Annotated in this window: 17 protein-coding genes; 5 read left to right on the top strand and 12 right to left on the bottom strand. The window is 72.7% G+C overall.

All coding sequences use genetic code 11. The annotated features are described in order from the left end of the window. Positions 1–471: 3-deoxy-7-phosphoheptulonate synthase (locus tag IE242_RS14940; RefSeq protein ID WP_189859293.1), on the bottom strand; the 471-nt coding region annotated here is incomplete at its 3' end. Between the two features lie 115 nt (positions 472–586). On the opposite strand from IE242_RS14940, the gene IE242_RS39540 reads away from it, so the two are divergent. Together IE242_RS39540 and IE242_RS14945 are read left to right on the top strand one after the other, a co-directional pair. Next, positions 587–649: a trp operon leader peptide gene (locus tag IE242_RS39540; RefSeq protein WP_506417246.1), complete on the top strand. Its 63-nt coding sequence runs from the start codon at positions 587–589 to the stop codon at positions 647–649. A 137-nt stretch (positions 650–786) separates the two neighbouring features. After that, on the top strand, positions 787–2,655 hold the full coding sequence (locus tag IE242_RS14945) for an anthranilate synthase family protein (RefSeq protein ID WP_189859296.1): 1,869 nt from the start codon (positions 787–789) through the stop codon (positions 2,653–2,655). A 105-nt stretch (positions 2,656–2,760) separates the two neighbouring features. Here IE242_RS14945 and IE242_RS14950 read toward each other — a convergent pair whose 3' ends face one another. The 4 genes from IE242_RS14950 to IE242_RS14965 form a co-directional block, all read right to left on the bottom strand. Next, positions 2,761–3,789, bottom strand: coding sequence for a 6-phosphofructokinase (locus IE242_RS14950; protein ID WP_189859298.1), 1,029 nt, complete (start codon positions 3,787–3,789; stop codon positions 2,761–2,763). 184 nt (positions 3,790–3,973) lie between these two features. Beyond that, positions 3,974–4,687, bottom strand: a complete 714-nt coding sequence (locus tag IE242_RS14955) for a response regulator (RefSeq protein ID WP_189859300.1) — start codon at positions 4,685–4,687, stop codon at positions 3,974–3,976. 55 nt (positions 4,688–4,742) lie between these two features. Continuing rightward, complete coding sequence (gene macS, locus IE242_RS14960; RefSeq protein WP_373299523.1) at positions 4,743–5,990, bottom strand: MacS family sensor histidine kinase; 1,248 nt, start codon at positions 5,988–5,990, stop codon at positions 4,743–4,745. Between the two features lie 30 nt (positions 5,991–6,020). Continuing rightward, positions 6,021–6,734 (bottom strand): lysophospholipid acyltransferase family protein, encoded by a 714-nt coding sequence (locus IE242_RS14965; protein WP_229858987.1) that lies wholly within the window; start codon positions 6,732–6,734, stop codon positions 6,021–6,023. 255 nt (positions 6,735–6,989) lie between these two features. On the opposite strand from IE242_RS14965, the gene IE242_RS14970 reads away from it, so the two are divergent. Together IE242_RS14970 and IE242_RS14975 are read left to right on the top strand one after the other, a co-directional pair. Continuing rightward, on the top strand, positions 6,990–7,811 hold the full coding sequence (locus IE242_RS14970) for an alpha/beta hydrolase (protein ID WP_189859302.1): 822 nt from the start codon (positions 6,990–6,992) through the stop codon (positions 7,809–7,811). Then, complete coding sequence (locus IE242_RS14975; protein WP_189859304.1) at positions 7,804–8,544, top strand: hypothetical protein; 741 nt, start codon at positions 7,804–7,806, stop codon at positions 8,542–8,544. Before IE242_RS14970 ends, IE242_RS14975 begins: the two co-directional genes overlap by 8 nt. 27 nt (positions 8,545–8,571) lie before the next feature. Here the strand turns inward: IE242_RS14975 and IE242_RS14980 are convergent, their stop codons facing one another. From IE242_RS14980 to IE242_RS15005, 6 genes are all read right to left on the bottom strand, one after another. Beyond that, entirely contained in the window at positions 8,572–9,330 is a 759-nt protein-coding gene (locus IE242_RS14980) for an endonuclease/exonuclease/phosphatase family protein (RefSeq protein ID WP_189859306.1), read from the bottom strand. 137 nt (positions 9,331–9,467) lie between these two features. Beyond that, positions 9,468–10,421, bottom strand: a complete 954-nt coding sequence (locus IE242_RS14985; RefSeq protein WP_189859308.1) for an ROK family glucokinase — start codon at positions 10,419–10,421, stop codon at positions 9,468–9,470. 55 nt (positions 10,422–10,476) lie between these two features. Beyond that, positions 10,477–10,995, bottom strand: coding sequence for a DUF5304 domain-containing protein (locus IE242_RS14990; RefSeq protein ID WP_189859310.1), 519 nt, complete (start codon positions 10,993–10,995; stop codon positions 10,477–10,479). Positions 10,996–11,087: 92 nt separating this feature from the next. Continuing rightward, on the bottom strand, positions 11,088–12,281 hold the full coding sequence (locus tag IE242_RS14995; RefSeq protein ID WP_189859312.1) for an ArsA family ATPase: 1,194 nt from the start codon (positions 12,279–12,281) through the stop codon (positions 11,088–11,090). A gap of 142 nt (positions 12,282–12,423) precedes the next feature. Next, positions 12,424–12,867: an SRPBCC family protein gene (locus IE242_RS15000; RefSeq protein ID WP_189859314.1), complete on the bottom strand. Its 444-nt coding sequence runs from the start codon at positions 12,865–12,867 to the stop codon at positions 12,424–12,426. Positions 12,868–13,065: 198 nt separating this feature from the next. Further along, positions 13,066–13,821 (bottom strand): metallophosphoesterase family protein, encoded by a 756-nt coding sequence (locus tag IE242_RS15005; protein ID WP_189859939.1) that lies wholly within the window; start codon positions 13,819–13,821, stop codon positions 13,066–13,068. A 339-nt stretch (positions 13,822–14,160) separates the two neighbouring features. Here IE242_RS15005 and IE242_RS15010 point away from each other — a divergent pair, with 339 nt between their 5' ends. After that, on the top strand, positions 14,161–15,957 hold the full coding sequence (locus tag IE242_RS15010; protein ID WP_189859316.1) for an AMP-dependent synthetase/ligase: 1,797 nt from the start codon (positions 14,161–14,163) through the stop codon (positions 15,955–15,957). Between the two features lie 58 nt (positions 15,958–16,015). Here the strand turns inward: IE242_RS15010 and IE242_RS15015 are convergent, their stop codons facing one another. Further along, positions 16,016–17,158, bottom strand: coding sequence for a glycosyltransferase family 4 protein (locus IE242_RS15015; protein ID WP_189859318.1), 1,143 nt, complete (start codon positions 17,156–17,158; stop codon positions 16,016–16,018). Between the last annotated feature and the right edge of the window lie 41 nt (positions 17,159–17,199).

Below are 17,199 nucleotides of genomic sequence, written 5' to 3' on the forward strand. Positions count from 1 at the left end.
CTCGGGGTCCGGGACGCGGGCCTCCTCCGTGAAGTCGAAGCCGTTGACGGAGTCGCCGCGGTAGGTCGGCAGGGTGACGCCGTCGCGGGTCTCGGTCGGCTTGGAGCGCGGCTTGGAGTACTGCCCCGCGATCCGGCCCACCTTCACCACCGGCACGGAGGCCGCGTAGGTGAGGACGGCGCCCATCTGGAGCAGCGTCTTGAGCTTGTTGCGGATGTGGTCGGCGGACACGGCGTCGAAGGCCTCGGCGCAGTCGCCGCCCTGGAGCAGGAACGCCTCGCCCCTGGCGACGGCTCCCATCCGGGCGCGCAGCTGGTCGCACTCGCCCGCGAAGACGAGCGGCGGATACGACTCGAGGTCCGCGATGACTGCGCGCAGAGCCTCGACGTCGGGGTACTCGGGCTGCTGCGCCGCGGGCAGGTCTCGCCAGGTGTTGCCAGCGCTCGCGCTGGTCTTAGCGTTCACGGTCACGACGTCAACATTACGGTGTCGTGTCGGCCGTCCATTCCCTTGCTCATCAAGTGAGACGAGCTCCGCTCGAAGGAAGGCTCGATCGGAGCAGCCCGCGTCCGGTAGGGTGCCGGGCATGTTCGCGCACTCGACCCAGAACCAGAACTGGTGGTGGACCGCTCCTCCGGCGGCCCGCTGACTGCGCGTACCCACACTTCGCGAAGGCCGCCCGAGAGGCGGCCTTCAGTGTTTTCCGGCAGGAGAACGGCCGCTTCTCTCCCACCGAGCTCCACGGGCTCTGCGAGCCCACCGGAGCCTCACCGAGAGGAACGCCCCATGCACCTGCTCGACCTGCTGGACGACCCCCGACCGTTCGCCCTGCTGCGCCGCCGCACCCCCGGTCACGACCAGGAGACGGTGGAGCTGCTGGTCGGACCGGTCACGACGTACGAGCGGCTCGCCGATCTCCCCGACGAGGGGCTCGCCCTCGTGCCGTTCCGCCAGATCCGCGAGCGCGGCTTCGACGTCCGCGACGACGGCACACCGCTGGCGGTGCTCACACCCGAGGAGACCCACCGCATCCCGCTGGAGCGGGCGCTCGCCGAGCTGCCCGGGCACGACGTGCGTGTCGAGGGCGGCGGCTTCGACGTGGACGACGAGGAGTACGCCGGGATCGTCGGGCGGGTGCTGCGCGAGGAGATCGGGCGGGGCGAGGGCGCCAACTTCGTGGTCCGGCGGACGTACGAGGGGGAGATCCCCGGGTTCGGCAGGGCCGACGCGCTGGCGCTGTTCCGGCGGCTGCTGGCGGGCGAACGGGGCGCGTACTGGACGTTCGTCGTGCACACCGGCGACCGCACCCTGGTCGGGGCCAGCCCGGAGGTGCATGTGCGGATGTCCGGCGGGACGGTCCTGATGAACCCGATCAGCGGGACGTACCGCTATCCGGCACAGGGACCGACGCCGGAGCACCTGCTGGACTTCCTCGCCGACGGCAAGGAGATCGAGGAGCTCTCGATGGTCGTCGACGAGGAGCTCAAGATGATGTGCACGGTCGGCGACATGGGCGGGGTCGTGGTCGGCCCGCGCCTGAAGGAGATGGCCCATCTCGCGCACACCGAGTACGAGCTGCGCGGACGGTCCTCGCTGGATGTGCGGGAGGTGCTGCGCGAGACCATGTTCGCGGCGACCGTGACCGGGTCGCCGGTGCAGAACGCGTGCCGGGTGATCGAACGCCACGAGGTGGGTGGCCGCGGGTACTACTCGGGCGCCCTGGCGCTGCTCGGGCGGGACGCGGGCGGGTCCCAGACCCTCGACTCCCCCATCCTGATCCGTACCGCCGACATCGCCGCGGACGGCCGCCTGAAGGTGGCGGTGGGCGCCACGCTCGTGCGCGGCTCGGACCCGGCGGGCGAGGTCGCCGAGACGCACGCCAAGGCGGCGGGCGTGCTGGCCGCGCTGGGCGTACGCCCCGGCAGGCCGCGTACGGAGGGGGCGCGGCCGCGGCTGGCGGACGACCCCCGGGTGCGGGCGGCGCTCGACGGGCGGCGGTCCTCGCTGGCGCCGTTCTGGCTGCGGATGCAGGCCCCGTCCGCGGATCTCACCGGGCACGCGCTCGTCGTGGACGGCGAGGACACCTTCACCGCGATGCTCGCGCACGTGCTGCGGTCGAGCGGCCTTACGGTCACCGTCCGGCGGTACGACGCGCCGGGGCTGCGGGAGGCGGTGCTCGCGCACAAGGGCCCGGTGGTGCTGGGGCCGGGCCCGGGCGATCCCTCCGACATGGGCGACCCCAAGATGCGCTTCCTGCGGGAGCTGACCGCCGAGGTGATCCGGGAACACCGGCACGGTGTGCTCGGCGTCTGCCTGGGCCATGAGCTGATCGCGGCCGAGCTGGGGTTGGAGATCGTGCGCAAGGAGGTCCCGTACCAGGGGGCGCAGACGGAGATCGACCTGTTCGGGCGCACCGAGACCGTCGGCTTCTACAACAGCTTCGTGGCGGCCTGCGGCGACGCGGCGGCGGCCGAGCTGGCGGCGCACGGGGTCGAGGTCAGCCGGAGCGGGTCGGGCGAGGTGCACGCGGTGCGGGGTCCCGGGTTCGCCGGTGTGCAGTTCCACCCGGAGTCGGTGCTGTCCCTGCGCGGCGCCGGGGTCGTACGGGAGCTGATCGGGCAGGTACAGGGCACTAGCGCGTTCCCGCGGCGCTAGGAGGCGGCCGCCGCACGGGCCGGGAGGACGGGCCGGGAGGACGGCCCGTCCGGTCCGGCCCGTGCGTCGGGCCCGCGGAAGGCCGGCCGGAGGGGTTGCCGCCGGTCAGCCGAAGAAGACCCCGATCTCCTCGTACAGCTTCGGGTCGACCGTCTTCAGCTTCGCCGTGGCCTCCGCGATCGGGACGCGGACGATGTCCGTGCCGCGCAGGGCGACCATCTTGCCGAAGTCGCCGTCGTGGACCGCGTCGATCGCGTGCAGCCCGAAGCGCGTGGCGAGCCAGCGGTCGAAGGCGCTCGGGGTGCCGCCGCGCTGGACATGGCCCAGAACGGTCGTCCGCGCCTCCTTGCCCGTGCGCTTCTCGATCTGCTTCGCCAGCCACTCGCCGACGCCGGAGAGCCGGACGTGCCCGAAGGAGTCGAGCGACTCGTCCTTGAGCACCAGCTCGCCGTCCTTCGGCATGGCCCCCTCGGCCACGACCACGATCGGCGCGTAGGAGGCCCGGAAGCGCGAGGTCACCCAGGCGCACACCTGCTCCAGGTCGAAACGCTGCTCGGGGATGAGGATGACGTTGGCGCCGCCGGCCAGGCCGGAGTGGAGGGCGATCCAGCCGGCGTGCCGGCCCATCACCTCGACGACGAGGACGCGCATGTGGGACTCGGCGGTGGTGTGCAGCCGGTCGATCGCCTCGGTAGCGATGCCGACCGCCGTGTCGAAGCCGAAGGTGTAGTCCGTGGCCGAGAGGTCGTTGTCGATGGTCTTCGGCACGCCGACGACGGGCACGCCGTACGCGTCGGTCAGCTCGGCGGCCACCCCGAGGGTGTCCTCGCCGCCGATCGCGACGAGCGCCTCGACCTCCTGCTTGGCGAGGTTCTCCTTGATGCGCCGGATGCCGTCGTCCCGCTTGAGGGGGTTGGTGCGTGAGGAGCCGAGGATGGTGCCCCCGCGGGGCAGGATCCCCCGCACCGTGGGGATGTCGAGCCGTACGGAGTCGTTCTCGAGAGGACCTCGCCAGCCGTCCCGGAAGCCGACGAAGTCATAGCCGTACTCCTGCACGCCCTTGCGGACGATGCCCCGGATGACGGCGTTGAGCCCGGGGCAGTCGCCGCCTCCGGTCAGTACTCCGACCCGCATGGAAATGTCCCTTCGCCATACGCGTGCCTGGCGTGCGTCACAGACGCACGGCACCTGACACCCGTCACGCTAATAGTGATCCAGGTCACTTTGGCATGCCATGAAAGGTCAATTCCGATGAAATACGGGCGACTTGATCAATAGGGATCAGTCGACGATCACCCGATGGGGTGCATTCACGGGTTTACGCCCCGTCGAGGCCTCTCTCTATGGCATAGCGCACCAGCTCCACGCGGTTGTGCAGCTGCAGCTTGCCCAGGGTGTTCTGCACATGGTTCTGGACCGTGCGGTGGGAGATCACCAGACGCTCCGCGATCTGCTTGTAGCTCAGGCCCTTGGCCACCAGGCGGAGCACCTCGGTCTCGCGCTCGGTGAGCCGGGGCGTGTCGGGCTCGTCGGTCCCCGGGGCCGGGGCGGGCTCGGCGGCCAGGCGCCGGTACTCGCCGAGGACCAGGCCCGCGAGGCCGGGTGTGAAGACGGGGTCGCCGACGGCCGTGCGGCCCACCGCGTCGATCAGCTCCTCGGTGGAGGCCGACTTCAGCAGATAGCCGGTGGCCCCGGACTTCACCGCCTCCAGCACATCCGCGTGCTCGCCGCTGGCCGACAGCACCAGGACCCGGAGTTCGGGGTCCGCGCCCACCAGCTCCTTGCACACCTGCACACCGGGCTTCAGGGGCAGGTTCAGGTCCAGGACGAGGACGTCCGGCGCGGCGGCCTGGGCGCGGCGCACCGCCTGCTCGCCGTCGCCCGCCGTGGCGACCACGTCGAAGCCGGCCTCGGTCAGGTCGCGGGCGACGGCGTCGCGCCACATCGGATGGTCGTCGACCACCATGACCCTGACCGGCCCCTGCCGCCCGGGCCCGTCGGGCCCGTGCTCCGTCTCCGTGCCGTCCGTCATCGCCGTCCCGCCCCCGCCCCGGCCCGCTCCGTGCTCGTCCGTCCCGGTGTCCCGGTCATCTCCGCTCCGCCTTCCCCCGTGTGCCGGTGGTGTCCTCGTGGGACCTCGGTACCTTCAGTTCGACTTCCGTGCCCTGCCCCGGAACCGAGATGATCTCGGCCTTGCCGCCGATGCCGCGCAGCCGTCCCCGGATGGACAGGGCGACACCGAGCCGGCCCTCGCCCTCGGCCTGGGCGAGCCGCCCCTCCTGGATACCGGGGCCGTCGTCGCGCACGGTCACGATCACCTCGTCCGGCTCGTCCTCGACCAGGATCCACGCGCGCGCGTCCGCGCCGGCGTGCCGTGCGACATTGTCCAGGGCCGCCCCGACCGCGGCGGCCAGTTCCCGCGCGGTGAGCGGGGCGAGCGACACCGGGGCGCCCGGTTCGGAGAGGGTGACCTTGGCGCCCGCGTACGGCGTGAGCAGCGCCCGCAGGTCCACCGGGCCCTCGGCGGTCCCGTCCGGCGCGTCCGGCTCCTCCACCAGCCGGACCAGCGCGCCCTCGGCCGCGTCCTCCGAGACCCGGGAGACCGGGGCGAGCCCCCCGGAGACCAGGCTGCGCAGCGCCACCTCCTGCTCGCCCGCCAGCCGGCCGAGCTCCGCCGCCTCGCCGCCGAGGGCGGTCCCGCGCCGCTGCACCATGGCGAGGACCTGGAGCACGCTGTCGTGGATGTCGCGGGCCAGCCGCTCCCGTTCCCTCGTCGCGGCCTCGATCTCCAGGGCGCGGGCGAGGGTGCGCTCGGAGGCACGGGCGACCTCGACGACGTAGCCGATGGCGATGGACGCGATCGTGACGAGCAGGACGTTGTGGACGGTGTCGCGGGTCGGGGCGCCCCGCTCGACGAGGTTGGCGGCGGCGACCAGCGTGGAGGCGAAGGCGGCCCAGCGCCAGCCGCCCTTGATGGCGAAGGCCAGTACGGCGCCGGCGGTCCAGATCGACGGCAGGGTCGGACCGCCGGCCTCGATCCGGGACACGTCGTCGGCGACGCGGGTGAGCAGGATGCCGACGAGCGCGAGCGTGAGATCCACGGCGAGGAACCGCTTGGTGCAGCTGGCCGCGTTGGCGACCCTCGGCAGGGTCGCCAGCGTCCACACGAAGAGGACGGCGAAGTAGGCGATGGCCGTACCGGGACGCACGAACTCGTCGTAGCCGCTGACGAACAGGCCTATCGCATAGAACAGGGTCAGGATGCGATACGCGGTCAGAGCACGCCACAGCGGCTGCTCGACCGACATCCTCATCACTTGCTCGCGCCTGGGCACACGGCTCACCCCCACCCCTGACGGACGCGTCTACGAACCCGAGCGTTCCTTCTGGGCCTGCTTCTCCGCCTTCGCCGCCTCCGCGAGCTGCCGCTTGGCGGCCGTCGCGTACATGTCGACGTACTCCTGGCCGGAGAGCTTCATGATCTCGTACATGACCTCGTCGGTGATCGCGCGCAGGACGAAGCGGTCGTGCTCCATGCCCTGGTAGCGACGGAAGTCGAGGGGCTTGCCGATCCGGATGCCGGGGCGCATCAGCTTCGGCACGACCTTCCCGGGCGGCTGGATCTTCTCGGTGTCGATCATGGCGACCGGGATGACCGGCGCACCGGTGGCGAGGGTCACACGCGCGAGGCCGCCGGGCTTGCCCCGGTACAGCCGGCCGTCGGGCGAGCGCGTGCCCTCGGGGTAGATCCCGAACAGCTCGCCGCGCTCCAGCACCTCGATACCGCTCTTGATCGCCGCCTCGCCCGCGCCGCGCGCCCCGGAACGGTCCACGGGCAGCTGGCCGACGCCCTTGAAGAAGGCGGCGGTCAGCCGGCCCTTGACGCCGGGCGTGGTGAAGTACTCCGCCTTCGCGATGAACGTCACCTTGCGGTCCAGGACCGCGGGCAGGAAGAACGAGTCGGAGAACGAGAGGTGATTGCTCGCGAGGATCGCGGGGCCCTCGGCGGGGACGTTCTCCAGGCCCTCCACCCACGGCCTGAAGGCGAGCTTCAGCGGCCCTCCGATGGACACCTTCATCGCGCCGTACAACAACCGAGTGCCTCCTGTGTTTCGTCGATCAGACCTTAACCCGGAGCGGTGACGTGCGGCCCGGCGGTCCGGGAGGCGGAACGCGTCCCGGACCGTGCCCGGCGGTCGCCGGAGGTCGTTCCGGGTGGCGAAAGCCCTGGTCGGTGTCAGTGCGGTCGCGTACGGTGAAGTACGCCTCGAAGCCTGTGCCGCGTCGGGGCCGTTTTCCCGGTCCTCACCTCCTCACCGAACAGGAGACCGAACGTGCCGGTCCTTCCTGGAGCCGAGCCGTACCGCCACGAGGGCGGGGAGGTCGGCGTCCTCCTCTGCCACGGCTTCACCGGTTCCCCGCAGTCGCTGCGCCCCTGGGCGGAGTACCTCGCCGAGCGCGGTCTGACCGTCTCGCTGCCGCTGCTTCCCGGGCACGGCACGCGCTGGGAGGACATGCGGCTCACCGGCTGGCAGGACTGGTACGCGGAGGTGGACCGCGAGCTGCGCGCCCTGCGCGGGCGCTGTGCGCAGGTCTTCGTCCTCGGGCTGTCCATGGGCGGTGCCCTGGCCCTGCGGCTGGCCGCGAAGCACGGGGACGACATCAGCGGGCTCGTCGTCGTCAACCCGGCGAACAAGGTGCACGGCCTGGCCGCGCACGCCCTCCCCGTGCTCCGCCACCTCGTCCCCACGACGAAGGGGCTGACCGGCGACATCAGGAAGAAGGGCGCCGTCGAGGTCGGCTACGACAAGGTCCCGCTGCACGCGGCGCACTCGCTGCGGACCTTCTTCCGGCTCGTCGACAAGGAGCTGCCGCAGGTCACCCAGCCGCTGCTGCTGCTGCGCAGCCCGGAGGACCACGTGGTGCCGCCGGCCGACTCCGCGCGCATCCTCGGCCGGGTGTCGTCGACGGACGTCACGGAGATCCTGCTGGAACAGAGTCACCACGTCGCGACGTTGGACAACGACGCGGATCTGATCTTCGAGGAGAGCCACGCGTTCATCGGCCGGCTCGCGCCCTCCGCCGACGCCGGCGAGGAGGCGGTCCCGGCGCCGGCGTCGGTGAAACAGCAGGAAGGGACGGCCACTGGTGGCTGAGCAGGACTCCGGGCACGAGCCGGAGGAGAAGGAGGCGCCCCTCGGCGAGCGCGGCGGCGACGCCCGCGGCGCCTCGTCCGGGGACTCCGCCGGTCCGTCCTCCGGCGCGGCTCCGGCTCCCGACACGGCTCCGGGCACGCCCCCGTCCGGCATGCCGTCGGGCGGCGAGCGGGAGGTCCCGTTCGACGAGGACGCCGCGTGGCGGGCGATCGTCGCCGGGTACGGGCAGGAGCCGCCGGACCCGCCGGGCGCGAGGCCGTTCAGGTCGATCGAGGACCTGGCGCTGCCGGAGGCGGAGCCGGACGACACCACCGGGAAGTCCGGCGAGCAGGCCCCCGACCAGCCGTCCGACGAGCAGGGCGGGCCCTCCGGGACCAGACCCCTGGGCAGCTCCGTCGCCTTCGCGCCCGGCGTCGGCGGACCGCGCGACTACCGGCTGGCCGAGCCCGGCGAGGACGACCTCGACGAGGACGACGAGGACGGCGAGGGCCACTTCGTACCGCCCGAGCCGCCCCCGCTGCCCGCGACCGACGCGACGGCCAGGTTCGCCTGGCTCGGGGTGGTCGGCGGGCCCGTCCTGCTGCTCCTCGCCGTGCTCCTCGGCTGGGACATGACCTGGTGGCTGACCACCCTCGGGATAGGCGGCTTCCTCGGCGGCTTCGCCACGCTGGTGATGCGCATGAAGGACGGCGACGAAGACGACGACGACCCCGGACGCGGCGCGGTCGTCTGACCGGCCTGCGACCAGTGCCCAGTCCGGTCAGGACGACGCGGGCACCCTGAGGGCGGCCAGCACCGGCAGATGGTCGGTGGCCGCCCTCAGGTCCGCCTCCGTCACCCCGGAGTGGCCCTGGGGCACCCCGCAGCCCAGTACCTCGACACCCCGCCCGGCGAAGACCGCGTCGATCCGCTTCTTCGGGTCCGTCGGCGTCGAGGTGTACTCGCCTCCCCAGGGGGCCGTCGCCCAGCCGTCCTGGAGCTCGGCGGCCAGCCGTTTGAAGCTCCGGCCGTCCGGGGTGTCGTTGATGTCGCCGCCCGCGACCGTGTGGTCCACGCCCATCCCGGCGAGCCGGTCGAGGAGCAGGCCGGCCTGCTCGTACCGCTCGTCCTTCTGCAGGCTCAGGTGACAGCTGAGCACTCCCAGCCGGGCACCTCCGAACCGTACGACCGCCGTCGCGAAGCCGCGCCGGTGCAGGCCGGGCGTGAGCGGCAGCAGGACGTCCTCGGTGCGTTCGACCGTCGCCCGGAGCGAGCACAGGAGCGCGGGACCGGCGGCGGTGGCGCCGCCCGAGAGAACGACCAGCCCCGAGGCCGCCGCCAGCCGCGCCAGCTGCTTGCGCCAGCGGAAGAACCGGGGGGCCTCCTGGATCAGCACCAGGTCCGGGGCACAGGCCGCGATCACCCGGGCCAGCGCGGCGGTGTCGTCGTGCATCGAGCGGATGTTGTAGCTCAGCACCCGTACGACGGCGGAGCCGTCGGCCTCGGTCCGGGAGGCGGGAAGCACCGTGGTGGTCGCCATGACGGTCAAGATACGCGGCGCCCGCCGCCCCCCGTGACCGGGGCGCGACGGGCGCTGCCGCACGAAGCCCTGCGGCTGTGCGAACGTACGAATCCAGGCGGCTGTACGGAGCCGTCCGGCTACCTGACCGGGTCGGGCTACATGACCGGGTCGGGCTCCCTGGCCAGGTCCGCCGCGCCCACCAGGCCGGCCTTGTTGCCGAGCTGGGCGGCGATCACGTCGGCCACCGGACGCCAGTTGCCGCCCACGAGCCAGCGCTTGTAGGACTTGCGGATCGGGTCGAGGACCAGCTCGCCCTCGTCCGAGAGCCCGCCGCCGACGATGAACGCGGACGGGTCGAACAGCGAGGCCAGGTCGGCGAGGCCGGCACCGGCCCAGCGGGCCAGCTCACGGTAGGAGTCGACGGCCACCGGGTCGCCCTGCCGCGCGGCCATGGAGATGTGCTTGCCCTCGATGCCGTCGGGGGAGCCGTCGCCCAGCGAGAGCAGGACCTCGGCGCGCTCCGGGGTGGCGTTGGCGCGCTGCTTCGCGTACCGCACGAGGGCGCGGCCGGAGGCGTACTGCTCCCAGCAGCCCTGCGAACCGCAGCCGCACAGCAGGCCGTCCGGCACCATCCGGATGTGGCCGAACTCGGCGGCCACGCCGAAGTGGCCGCGGCGCAGCTTGTTGCCGATGATGATGCCGCCGCCGAGTCCGGTGCCGAGCGTGATGCAGATGACGTTGCGGTGGCCCTTGCCCGCGCCGAACTTGTACTCGCCCCAGGCGGCCGCGTTGGCGTCGTTCTCCACCACGACCGGCAGGCCGACCCGCGCCTGGACCTTCTCCTTCAGCGGCTCCTGCCGCCAGTCGATGTTCGGCGCGAAGTAGACCGTCGAGCGCTGGCGGTTCACATAGCCGGCGGCGCCGATGCCGACACCGACGATCTCGTGCCCGGCCCGCGCGCCCTCGACGGCGGAGGCGATGGCGTCCACGATGCCCTCGGGCGTGCCCGGAGTCGGCACCTTGTGGGTCGAGAGGATGTTGCCTTCCTCGTCGACCACGCCGGCCGCGATCTTCGTGCCGCCGATGTCGACGCCGATGGTGAGTCCCATGAATCCCTCAGTTTCGGTCGAGCCCCGCTACGGCCAACCGTACCCGAGGGGACCCTCAGTCCACGTCGATGCGCTCCCCCGGGCCCGGGTCGTCGTCTCCGTCCCGGCCTCCGTCCCGGCGTCGGTCCCGGTCCTCGTCCCGCGCGGTGCCGCCCTGCGTCCAGCGCCGCTCCTGGTTCTCCACCGCCGAGCGGTAGGCGGCGAGCAGCTCGGAGCCGGCCGCGGCGAGATGGTCGAAGACCTGGGGGTTGCGCTCGATCACCGGTTCGACCGCGGCCCTGGCCTGGCGCACCACCTGGTTCACCACCTGCTGGGCCGCGCCCGAGGCGGCCGCCCCGAACAGCGGCGACTGCAGGGCGGACAGCTTGTCGGTGACGGCGTCGACCAGCTTGCGCAGCTCCTCGGCGGCCGAGCCCGGGGGCGGCCCGTACTGCGCGCGGCGCCGGGCCTTCTCCGCCTCGAGGTCCTCCTCGCAGGCCGTCGCCCAGGCGTCCGGGTCGGCCGGGCGGGCGGCTCGCGCCTCGTCGGCCGCCTCCTCCTGAGCGGCGTCGGACGTGGGGCGCTCTTCGCTCATGGCGGACTCCTGACTGGGGTTCGTGTCTTCGACGTTACCCGAACGGAGCCATGCGGTTCACCATGCCCGCCACACGGACGGTCCGGCGCCGTTCAGCGGCCCTTCGGCCACAGCTCCGGGTCCGGCGCGAACCGGATCCGCAGCTCCCCCTCGCGCAGGGAGGCGCCGCTCACCGTGCACCGGCGCAGGGCCGACGGCAGGGGCACGATCCGGCGGAACCGCCCGGCGGTGACGACGAGTTCGTCGCCGCGCCGGAGCAGGTCGAGCTCCTCGCGTATCGCGCCGGGCAGCGGGAGGTGCCAGATCAGTTCGCCGTCGTCGAGGAGCCGGTCGGCGACGGGCCACTCGACCGGGGCGGGCGCCGGGCCGGCCCCGGGCACGTCCAGCGCGAGGAGGTCGTCACCGCCGCGGGGATCGCGCCCGAGGTGGGCCACCTCGCGGACCGGAACGGAGGCGTCCGGACCGCTTCCGTACGTGTCCTGCCATTCCTCCAGGGTCTTGCGCTGCTGGGCCACGGCTCCGGCGAGCCAGGTGTCGCCCGTGGTGCACGGCAGGACGCGGTTGGCGACCAGCGCGTCGAGGCGCAGGCCGCGCAGGGCGAGACCGGTGGCGGCGGTACGCACCTGGTCGGCGCCGGCCGGACCGGGCTCGGCGACCAGCCGTACGGTCGTGGCCCGCTCCGCCAGGACGGCCTGGACGGCGGCCAGTTCGGCGTCCCAGCGGGCGGCCGTCTCGTACAGCCACCCGGCGGGCATGGGCACGCCGGCGAGGCGGCCGAGCATGGGGCGCAGGGCGCGGGCGGCCTGCCGTTCCGGGGGCAGCAGCCGGCGCAGATAGCGGCGCAGCTCCTCGGGGAGCGCGAGCAGGTCGAGGGCGTGCGGGGCCGGGGGCAGATCGACGACGAGCAGGTCGTACGCCTCCGAGAGGACCGCGTCGCGCAGGGCGCGCAGGAGGGCGAGTTCCCCGGCGCCGGGCAGCGGGGTGAGTTCCTCGGCGTCGAGGCGGGCGGCGCCGAGGAGGTCGAGGGCCGTGGCCGCGCGCTCCTGGAGGGCGACGAGGTCCGCCCGGAAGCCCTCGGCCGCGTCGGGGCGCCAGGCGGTGAGTCCGGGCGCCGCCTCGACGGGTCCGGTGCCGGTGGGGACGCCGAGCACGGCACCGAGGCTGTCGGTGCCGTCGGCGCTCAGCACGAGGGTGCGGGCGCCGTCGCGGGCGGCCGCCAGTGCGGTGGCCGCGGCGACGGTCGTACGGCCGCTGCCGCCGGGACCGGTGATCAGGATGGAGCGCATGGAGGTGAACGCTACCCGCGCCGCACGGCGGGGACGTTCGCCGTCCGGTGCGCGGCGCGCTCAGGAGCCGTCCGCCGCTCCGGGGCGGCGCGCTCACGGGCCGACCGCCGCGGGGCTCGTCGCCCCCGCCCGGTCCGGCGGGCTACTTCGCCTCCGACTCGACCGCCTTCTTCAGGCCGGCCAGCGCGCGGTCGATGATGACCTTCTCCGCCTTGCGCTTGATCATGCCGAGCATCGGGATCTTGACGTCGACCGTGAGCCGGTACGTCACCTCGGTCGCCTCGGCGCCGGCCGGCTTCAGCAGGTACGTGCCGTCGAGGGACCGCAGCATCTGGGACTTCACCAGGGTCCAGGAGACCTCGTGGGCGCCGGTCCAGGTGAAGGCGAGCACCTGGTCGTCCTTGATCGCGCCCGCGTCCATGACGAGGTGGACCTGCTCGGCGCGGCCCTGGTCGTCCGTCGCGAGCACCTCCGCCACCTTCACCTCGCCGGTCCACTCCGGGTAGCGGGCGAAGTCCGCGATCACGCCCATGACGTCGGCCGGTGCCGCCTCGATCGTGATGCTCGAACTGGTGTGTTCCGCCATCGCCGTGGCTCCTCCAGATGCGGTCCGGATCGAAGGTCGCCCCTGGCCGGCCGGGCCGGGCCCGGGGAGGGGGTGGGTACGCACGTGTGTGCAGCGTGAAGGCTACCGCGCGACCGCCGGACCTTTCTCATCCGACCTGCTGTTCGTCCGGTTCGCAAGGCCTTCCGCTTCCGGCGCCCTCCGGCCGCCGCGCCTCCCTCACCACTCCAGCACCCACGGCCTCCCGCTGCTCGCGAAGTGCCCGACGTTCACGCACTCGGTCGCCCCGATCCGCATCCGCCGCACCAGCGGCTGGTGGACATGGCCGAAGAGGGAGTAGCGCGGCCGGGTGCGGCGGATGGCGTCCAGCAGGGCACGGCTGCCGCGTTCGAAGCGCCGGGCGACCGTGTCGTACACGAGCTCCGGGACCTCCGGCGGGATGTGGGTGCACAGCACGTCCACCTCGCCGACCGCCTCTATCTTCGCCGCGTACTCCTCGTCGCTGATCTCGTACGGCGTCCGCATCGGCGTGCGCAGCCCGCCGCCCACGAAGCCGAAGGTCCACCCCCCGATCTCCACGCGCTGCCCGTCCAGCACGGTGATGCCGTCCCCGGCGTACTCCGGCCACAGGCGCGGCATGTCGACGTTGCCGTACGTGGCGTACGTCGGGGCGGGGAAGGCGGCGAAGAGTTCGGCGTACTGCTTGCGCACCGCCTTCTCCATCACCGCGGCCCGGTCCTCCTCGATCCCCGCCCACAGCCGGGCCCCGAGGGCGCGGGCCTCCTCGAAGCGGCGGGCGGTGCGCAGTTCGACGATCCGGTCGGCGTTCTCCACCCCGAAGAGGTCGGGGAAGATGCCACGCGAGTGATCGGCGTAGTCGAGGAAGAGCACCAGGTCGCCGAGGCAGATCAGGGCGTCGGCACCTTCCCCCGCCCTGGCGAGATCCCTCGCGTTGCCGTGCACGTCGCTGACCACGTGGACGCGTGTCCCGGTGTGTCCGCCAGTTGTGGATGCCATGTCGATCAAGGGTAGGGGTCATGGGGCAAACGTGAACAGAGATGCCCCTACCTGCGGTTACTCGCCAGTCCCGGAGGCTGTGGACTACTGTGCGCCAGGTAAGTCACCCACATGTGACGGAGAGAACATCTCGTCGGGACCCCCTGTTGGGAGGCCATACCGACGGGTAACGTCCGGGCAGTCCATCCGTGCTCAGGATGTCGGCCGACGACCCCCCGAGCACCAGCCCGATCCTTGGACCGCACCGTCGCAGCAACACAGAGTCGTGGCGCCGGCGCCCTATGAGGAGCAGCAGTCTTGCGCGAGTTCAGCCTTCCGGCTTTGTACGAGGTCCCGACGGACGGCAATCTCACCGACATCGTCCGCAGAAACGCCGCGCAGCACCCGGACGTCGCCGTCGTCGCCCGCAAGGCGGGAGGCGCCTGGCAGGACGTCACCGCCACCGCGTTCCTCGCCGAGGTGCAGGCCGCCGCCAAGGGCCTCATCGCCGCGGGCGTCCAGCCCGGCGACCGGGTCGGCCTGATGTCACGCACCCGCTACGAATGGACCCTGCTCGACTTCGCGATCTGGTTCGCGGGCGCCGTGACCGTGCCGGTGTACGAGACGAGCTCGCCGGAGCAGGTGGAGTGGATCCTCGGCGACTCGGGCGCCACCGCCTGCCTGGTGGAGCTGCCCGCCCACGCGGAGGCCGTGGAGTCGGTGCGGGAGAAGCTGCCCGCCCTCAAGCACGTGTGGCAGATCGAGGCCGGCGCGGTGGAGGAGCTCGGGCGGCTCGGCCAGGACGTCACCGACGAGACGGTCGAGGAGCGCGGCTCGCTGGCGAAGGCCGACGACCCGGCGACCATCGTCTACACCTCCGGCACCACCGGCCGCCCCAAGGGCTGTGTCCTCACCCACCGCAGCTTCTTCGCCGAGTGCGGCAACATCGTGGAGCGGCTGCGCCCCCTGTTCCGTACCGGCGAGTGCTCGGTGCTGCTCTTCCTGCCGCTCGCGCACGTCTTCGGGCGCCTGGTGCAGATCGCGCCGATGATGGCGCCGATCAAGCTGGGCTGCGTCCCGGACATCAAGAACCTCACCGAGGAGCTGGCCTCGTTCCGGCCCACGCTGATCCTCGGCGTGCCCCGGGTCTTCGAGAAGGTCTACAACGCGGCACGCGCCAAGGCGCAGGCCGACGGCAAGGGCGCGATCTTCGACAAGGCCGCCGACACGGCGATCGCGTACAGCCGCGCGCTGGACACCCCGTCGGGCCCGTCGATCGGCCTGAAGATCAAGCACTTCGTCTTCGACAAGCTCGTCTACGGCAAGCTGCGGGCGGTCCTCGGCCGCCGCGGCGAGTACGCCATCTCCGGCGGCGCCCCGCTGGGCGAGCGTCTCGGCCACTTCTTCCGCGGCATCGGCTTCACGGTCCTGGAGGGCTACGGCCTGACCGAGTCCTGTGCCGCGACCGCGTTCAACCCCTGGGACCGGCCGAAGATCGGCACGGTGGGCCAGCCGCTGCCCGGCTCGGTGGTCCGCATCGCGGACGACGGCGAGGTGCTGCTGCACGGCGAGCACCTGTTCAAGGAGTACTGGAACAACCCGGGCGCGACCGAGGAGGCCCTCGAGGACGGCTGGTTCCACACCGGTGACCTCGGCACCCTCGACGAGGACGGCTACCTCAGCATCACCGGCCGCAAGAAGGAGATCCTCGTCACCGCGGGCGGCAAGAACGTCGCCCCGGCCGTGATCGAGGACCGGATCCGCGCGCACGCGCTGGTCGCGGAGTGCATGGTGGTGGGCGACGGGCGGCCGTTCGTGGGCGCGCTGGTCACCATCGACGAGGAGTTCCTGGGCCGCTGGTGCGCCGAGCACGGCAAACCGGCCGGCTCCACGGTCGCGTCGCTGCGCGAGGACGCGGACCTGCTGGCCGCGGTCCAGGCCGCGGTCGACGACGGCAACGCCGCGGTGTCGAAGGCCGAGTCGGTGCGCAAGTTCCGTATCCTGTCCGCCCAGTTCACCGAGGAGTCGGGGCACCTCACGCCGTCCCTGAAGCTCAAGCGGAACGTGGTGGCGAAGGACTACGCGGACGAGATCGAGGCGATCTACCGGAAGTAGCCGGGCCCTGAACCGCTGATGGCGCCCACCCCCGTCGGGGGTGGGCGCCATCAGCGGTTCACAGCAGCTTCTTCAGCCGCTCCGCCAGCAGGTCCCAGCGCCACTTCTCCTCGACCCACTCGCGCCCCCGCTCCCCCATGCGGCGGCGCAGCTCCGGGTCGTCGAGGAGGGTGAGGACACGGTCGGCGGTCTCCTCCGCGGAGCCGCCGCGCACCACCCAGCCGGTCTCGCCGTCGAGGACCGCGTCGGGGGCGCCGCCCGAGTCGCCCGCGACCACGGGCAGTCCCGTCGCGGACGCCTCCAGGTACACGATGCCGAGGCCCTCCACGTCCAGCCCGCCCCGGCGGGTCCGGCAGGGCATGGCGAAGACGTCACCGGCGCCGTAGTGGGCGGGCAGCTCCGACCAGGGCACGGAGCCCGTGAAGCGGACGGAGGCGGCGACTCCGGTCTCCTCCGCGAGCTTGCGCAGGTCGCTCTCGTACGGGCCGCCGCCCACGACGAGCAGCACCGTGTCCGGCTGCCGGGCGAGGATGCGGGGCATGGCCCGGATGAGGGTGTCCTGCCCCTTGCGCTTCACCAGCCGGGAGACGCAGACGACCACCGGCCGGTCGGTGAGACCGAGCCGGGCGCGGACCTCGTCGCCGCCGGAGCCGGGGTGGAAGGTCTTCTCGTCGACCCCGGGCGGCAGTTGGACCATCCGGGCGGCGGCGTCCGGGCTGAGCGCGGTGGCGATGCGGGAGCGCGTGTACTCGCCCAGGTAGGTGATGGTGTCCGTGGACTCGCCGATCCGGCCGAGCAGCTGGCGCGCGGCGGGCAGCTGCGCCCAGCCGGCCTCGTGCCCGTGGGTCGTGGCCACCAGCCGCTCGGCGCCGGCCCGGCGCAGCGCGGGCGCCATCAGGCCGAGCGGGGCCGCCGCCCCGAACCACACCGAGGTGCAGCCGTGCTCCCGCAGCAGCGACACCGCGCGGCGGGTGGCGCCCGGCGTGGGCAGCAGCATCGTCGTGCGGTCGCGTACGACGGTGAAGGGCTGTTCCGCGTCGAAGGCGGCCGTCGCCTCCACGCCCTCCCGGCCGCGCTTCCAGGTGGAGGCGTAGACGACGATCCGCTCCGGGTCCAGGCGCAGCGCCATGTTGTGCAGGAACGCCTGGATGCCCCCGGGCCGGGGCGGGAAGTCGTTGGTCACGATCAGGGTCTTGTGCATCGCCGCCGACCCTACCGAACCGTCACCCCTGGCCGGGTCCG

The organism is Streptomyces poonensis (assembly GCF_014650915.1).
GTDB classification, from domain to species: domain Bacteria; phylum Actinomycetota; class Actinomycetes; order Streptomycetales; family Streptomycetaceae; genus Streptomyces; species Streptomyces poonensis.